The organism is Flavobacterium nitrogenifigens (assembly GCF_003254565.1).
In the GTDB taxonomy this organism is placed as follows: Bacteria; Bacteroidota; Bacteroidia; order Flavobacteriales; family Flavobacteriaceae; genus Flavobacterium; species Flavobacterium nitrogenifigens.
Genome location: NZ_QJRI01000160.1, coordinates 81,426 through 87,541, shown reverse-complemented (window position 1 = coordinate 87,541; position 6,116 = coordinate 81,426). Strand labels below are relative to the sequence as shown.

The following is a 6,116-nucleotide window of genomic DNA, read 5'->3' as shown; positions in this document are numbered from 1 at the left end:
GTGCCAACGGTCTGGGATGAGGTCCGCTTTCTGGAAGGCTACCCAGGCAAATATGCTGTGCTGGCCAGAAGAAAAGGGGCAAAGTGGTATATCGCGGGAATTAATGCTGAAAATAAGCTGTTAAAGATAAAGTTAAAACTAGAAATGCTTAATTCTGGAATGACGGTAAATTACTACGCAGATGACGATCAGTTAAACGGAAAAGTAAGTAAATTGATAGTAGGCAAAAACAAAGAAGTTGAAATAAAAATACCTAAAAATGGAGGTATAGTAATAACAGATTAAAACGTTTTACTGATCCATTCTTATATAAGCCAGCTTATTGGTTAAGCTGGCTTTTTCTTTCCAAATAACATCCATGTTTTTTTGACGTGCTGTAATTATTACAATCGGTTGTTTTTTTGCTTCTAAATTTACTTCCTATTGAATCTATTACGCTTCAATTTGGGGCTAATGTGCTGATTTTATGAATATAATGTGGTAATATGCTTACAATGTAGAACCGTTTATGCTGTTAAGTGTAAAATATACAATTGTTAATAATTTTGAGGATTAGTTGAAAAACCAATATTGTTTCTAGTTGAAATTGTTTTTAAAATATTAAATAATCAATAAATTACGTTAAAAAGTATTTAATACATTATTATTTATGTGTTTTTTTACGGAATAATCAGTATAATTTCAAACAATCGGTTGTGTAATTCATTTTTTTCTATATTTTTGTTAACATAAAATTCACATTCATTTCTCAAAAACAAACCGAAGATTTCATTCATCAAATAATGGAGTCAGATGAACTATAAAAACCTTACTAACCAACCTTTTAAACCACAAAATAATGACTCACAATTCGACATGAAGCAATGATGATTATAAGCAGCTATCTATGGTTCGACAGGATAAGTTTTTCCTTGTATTCCTACTGCTTATCAATTTGAGAAGAGATAAATAAATAATTAGTTCAAACATCTTAATTAATATGAGAATAAAATTACGTGAAATTTTTATTGGCATGAAGTATCTGCCTTTAGGAGTTTTGTTTCAGTTTTTGTTTACAGGTGCATTGCAGGCTGCTGAGAAGGCGAAACCTTTGGAAAAAGCAGTATTCCAGACTAATCAAGAAATTATAATAACAGGACGTGTAACCTCTGCCAATGACCATTTGGGAATTCCAGGGGTAAATGTTGCCGTAAAAAATGTGCCGAATGCGATTGCTGTTACTGACATAGATGGTAAATACGTTATAAAAGTTCCGTCGTCAAAATCGATTTTAGTTTTTACAAGCGTAGGGTTTAAACCGTTGGAGATAGCCGTAGAAGGTAAGTCTGAAATTAATGCAGAAATGAAGCAAGATCAGACCGATTTGGGAGAAGTGATTATTGTGGGATACGGAAAACAGAAAAAAGCAAGTTTGGTTGCCTCCATTGCACAGGTTTCTGGTAAAACGCTAGAACGTGCAGGGGGGGTTAACAGTATTGGTGCTGCCTTGACGGGGAATGTGCCAGGATTAATCACTTCTGCCAGTACTGGTATGCCGGGTGAAGAAGATCCGCAGCTTTTTATTCGTGGAGCCAGTACTTGGAACAATGCACAGCCGCTTATTTTAGTAGATGGGGTAGAAAGATCAATGAATAGTGTCGAAATCACTTCTGTAGAATCTGTTTCGGTTTTAAAGGATGCTTCTGCTACTGCAGTTTACGGAGTAAGAGGGGCTAATGGCGTAATTCTTATAACCACCAAACGAGGCCGTTCTGGTGCTGCGCTAATCAGAACCACTGTCAATACTACGGTAAAAGTGCCTTCAGAACTTCCTGCCAAACTGGATGCTTACGATGCGCTTATGGTTAAAAACAGGGCTATTGAATACGAATTGGCGTTGAGCCCTTCAAGCTGGAACGATTATCTGCCACAGGCTATAATTGATAAATACAGATATCCCGCCAATACTGCTGAAGCTGAACGTTATCCGAATGTTGACTGGCAGAAAACGCTTTTTAAAGATTATGCAATGTCTTACAATGCAAGTTTAAATGTAAGCGGAGGAACCAAATATGTGAAGTATTTTGCCAGTGCCGATTTTGTAAGTGAAGGAGATCTTTTTAAAAAATACAACAATAATAGAGGATATGATGCGGGATACGGTTATAACCGTTTAAATGTTAGAAGCAATTTAGATTTTCAGATTACGCCAAGCACTGTTTTTAAAGTTGGACTTGCGGGTTCTCATGGTGTTAAGAAAAGCCCTTGGGGAGCTTCAGGAAGCGAGTATCCAATGTGGGATGCGGCTTATTCGACAGCTCCAGATGTGTTCCTGCCTTTCTATGCTGACGGTTCTTGGGGGTATTACGCGCCTAATCAAGGTAAAGCTTCTAACTCTGTGCTGAATTTAGCGATAAGCGGGGTGCAGTATGTAACCAATACAAAGTTAAATACCGATTTTACGCTGGAGCAAAACTTAGACAAAGTAGTTAAAGGGCTTAGTTTTAAAGGAATGATCGCTCTTGATAATACTTTTGTGGAGAATAACAGAGGGGTAAATGATTTATATAATGATGTACAGCAGAAATGGATAGATCCAAACACTGGATTGGTGCTTTACAAAAATAGTTTTGACTTTAATAACCGATTTGATTTTCAAGAAGGGGTTAAGTGGTCGCCTAGTGCAGGTACTGTAAATGATGGGGCTTCAGTTCGTAACCTTTTCTATCAGCTTCAGTTAAATTATCATACCAAAATTGCCCAGAAACATGATATTGGTGCTTTGGGGCTTTTTAACAGATATCAGACTGCGACAGGAAGTGAAATTCCGCACTTCAGAGAAGATTGGGTTTTCCGTACCACTTATAACTACGCCGACAAATATTTTATCGAATATAATGGAGCCTACAATGGATCGGAGAAATTTGATAAAGAAAACCGTTTTGCATTTTTCTCTTCTGGTGGGGTAAGCTGGATCGTTACCAAAGAAAATTTCATGAAAGGAACAGCATCATTTTTGGATTTGTTAAAATTGCGTGCCACTTATGGAGAGATTGGTGATGACAACGTTAATGGAAGATGGCTGTATATGTCCCAGTGGGCTTATGGAGGCAATGCGCTGATGGGAGTGACAGGCGAAGCTGCAGAACAGAGCCCGTACACTTGGTACAAGGAAGCTTCTGTAGGTAATCCTGATGTTCATTGGGAAGTAGCTAAAAAGAGTGATATTGGGGTTGACTTTGGTTTTTTCAAAGGATTGGTTTCAGGAACTTTTGATTGGTATAGTGAAGACCGTAGAGATATCTTATTGGACGGCCTTAGAAGAGCAATACCTTCTTATTATGGTGCAGTAGCTCCTGTCGCCAACCTTGGACAGGTTCAGAATAGAGGTTATGAGCTTGAGCTTAAATTTAATTATACTTTTGGGAGTGGCCTGAATCTTTGGCTGAACACCAGCATTACGCATGCCAAGAACAAAATCATAAGTGCCGATAATCCTGAGTTGCTGCCAGATTACCAAAAAGGAGAAGGAAAAGCAATTGGACAGAGTTACTCGTATGTTAGCAATGGCTTCTACAATACATGGGATGAATTATACGCTAGCACTATTCATAGCACAAATGATGGACAAAAATTACCAGGCAATTATAATATCCTGGACTTTAATGCAGATGGTGTTATAGATGCGAAGGATAATATTCCGTTCGGATATTCTGGGACACCGCAAAATACGTACAACACTACTTTTGGAGTAAACTGGAAAGGTTTCAGTGCATTTGTTCAGTTTTACGGTGTAAGCAATGTTACCAGACAAGTCGTTTTAACCAGTCTGTCTGAACAGAATCACGTGGTTTACGATCAAGGATCTTATTGGTCAGCTGATAATACAAATGCCGATTCTCCAATGCCTCGCTGGCTATCTACTGCAAGCAGTTTTAATAATGGAAGCAGATACATGTACGATGCCTCATACTTGCGTCTAAAGAACGCTGAGATTGCCTATACATTTGACGGGAAATCAAAATGGGTAAAATCTGCAGGTCTGCAAAGCATTCGAGTATATATCAACGGAAACAACTTATATCTATGGTCAAAAATGCCAGATGATAGAGAATCTAATTTTGCAGGAACAGGGTGGGCGTCACAAGGAGCGTATCCAACTGTAAAGCGATTTAATCTGGGAGCCAATATTATATTTTAAACTGAGAATTATGAAAAAATATATAAACACTATAGTAAAGTACAGCATTGTTTTAAGTGCGCTTTTAATTTCGGGATCCTGTGAGGATTATCTTGAAAAATCATCAGATTCTGATATTTCGTCAGAAGAGGCATTCAAAAATTTTGAAAATTTTCAAGGCTTTACAGAAGAATTGTACCATTGCATTCCTGATTTTACAAATGCCTATTGGACAAATTCATGGAATTGGGGAGAAGATGAAATTCAGTCTACAGCTCGTGATTTTCATTTTGTATGCAAAATTGATAAAGGAGATTTCTGGGGATGGCAGACTGAATTTGACGGATGGCAGGCAGGCTGGATGAACAGAAGAAATGTGAGCACAAATAGCGACCGTTTTGCTAAAGATTTGTGGACATTAGGATGGGCAGGAATACGTAAAGCTAATATAGGACTGGCCAACATTGATAAAATGACCGAATATACAGAGGAAGAAAAGAAAATGATAAAAGGACAGCTTTTATTTTTTAGAGGCTGGTTTCACTTTCAATTCATGCAGTATTTTGGAGGGCTTCCCTATATTGATCAAGTGCTTCCTAGTGATAAGCCCTTAAAATTGCCAAGACTTACCTATCAGGAATGTGCAGATAAAGCAGGAAGCGATTTTAGAGAAGCTGCCGATTTACTGCCGGTGAATTGGGATGATACTGCCATTGGAAAAAGAACTTTAGGAAAAAATGATCTGCGCATTAATAAAATAATGGCTCTTGGATATTTAGGAAAAAATTATCTATGGGCAGGAAGTCCGTTAATGAATAAGGTGTCTACCGGTAATGCTGGTTATGATGCCGAATACTGTAAAAAAGCGGCAAAAGCTTTTGCTGAACTTTTGACTATAACAGAAAGCGGCGCATCTCAGTATAAATTGGTTCCATTCAGCAAATACAGTGATAATTTTTATACAACAGGAGGTAACTGGAGAATGCCTGGATCAACAGAAGCGATTTTTAGAGGACCTTATTTTGGTGCAAACGGATCGAATTGGGGAACTTCAAAACAATATCAGCCAGCTCCTCAAATTTGTGACGGTGATGTGAAGTTTTTGCCAACAGCAAATTATGTTGACAATTACGGAATGGCAAATGGAATGCCGATTAAAGATATTGCGAAAGCTGATCCAGAATCTGGATATGATCCGCAATATCCTTGGAAAGGAAGAGACCCGCGTTTTTATAATGATATTGTATTTGATGGCGTAAAATGTGTTACAGGATCTATGCCTGCAAACGAAGAGCAAAACAGATATGCCAATCTTTATACTGATGGAAGCTATAGAAATATAAGCTCAGGCAGCAGAACAGGATATTTGCTGTATAAATTCATTCCAAGAACAGCCAATAAATTTGATGATGGTTTTGGGTACGGAAACAATCTTAATATCCACCTTCCATGGATGCGTCTGTCAGACATCTATATCATGTATGCAGAAGCAGCCGCGGTAGGTTACGGCGGTGCAGCAGGAAAAGATCCGCAATTTTCAAAAACAGCTGTTGATGCTATAAATGTGATCCGCGACAGAGCTGGCGTTGGCCATGTTGCAGCTGTATTTACAGGTGGTTTAGATGCGTTTATTGGAGAAGTAAGACGTGAACGCGCAGTTGAATTGAGTTTTGAAGGACACCGTTTTAACGACTTGCGCCGCTGGATGCTTTTAATTGATAGTCCGTATACTTTGAAAAAGTCAATTGAATTTGATAGAGCAGGTCCATTAGATGTAGATAATCCAAGCCAGAATAAAGTGCTTAATATTCGCGAGGTGGTAATATTGGAGCGAAAATTTTCTGAAAAACATTATTGGCTGCCATTAAAAAATGCAGACGTAAATATGTATATGGAGTTTTCACAGAATCCAGGATGGTAGTTCATAGACTATTTTAATAAACTAAAAAAAATATAG

3 protein-coding genes are annotated in these 6,116 nt (G+C 37.9%); all 3 read left to right on the top strand.

Features of this window, described 5'->3' with window-relative positions:
• On the top strand, positions 1–285 hold a 285-nt coding region (locus DM397_RS03240), incomplete at its 5' end, for a glycoside hydrolase family 97 C-terminal domain-containing protein (RefSeq protein WP_204251870.1).
• A gap of 694 nt (positions 286–979) precedes the next feature.
• On the top strand, positions 980–4,180 hold the full coding sequence (locus DM397_RS03235; protein ID WP_204251869.1) for a SusC/RagA family TonB-linked outer membrane protein: 3,201 nt from the start codon (positions 980–982) through the stop codon (positions 4,178–4,180).
• A gap of 10 nt (positions 4,181–4,190) precedes the next feature.
• Positions 4,191–6,080, top strand: coding sequence for a RagB/SusD family nutrient uptake outer membrane protein (locus DM397_RS03230; RefSeq protein WP_111376156.1), 1,890 nt, complete (start codon positions 4,191–4,193; stop codon positions 6,078–6,080).
• The last annotated feature ends 36 nt before the right edge of the window (positions 6,081–6,116 follow it).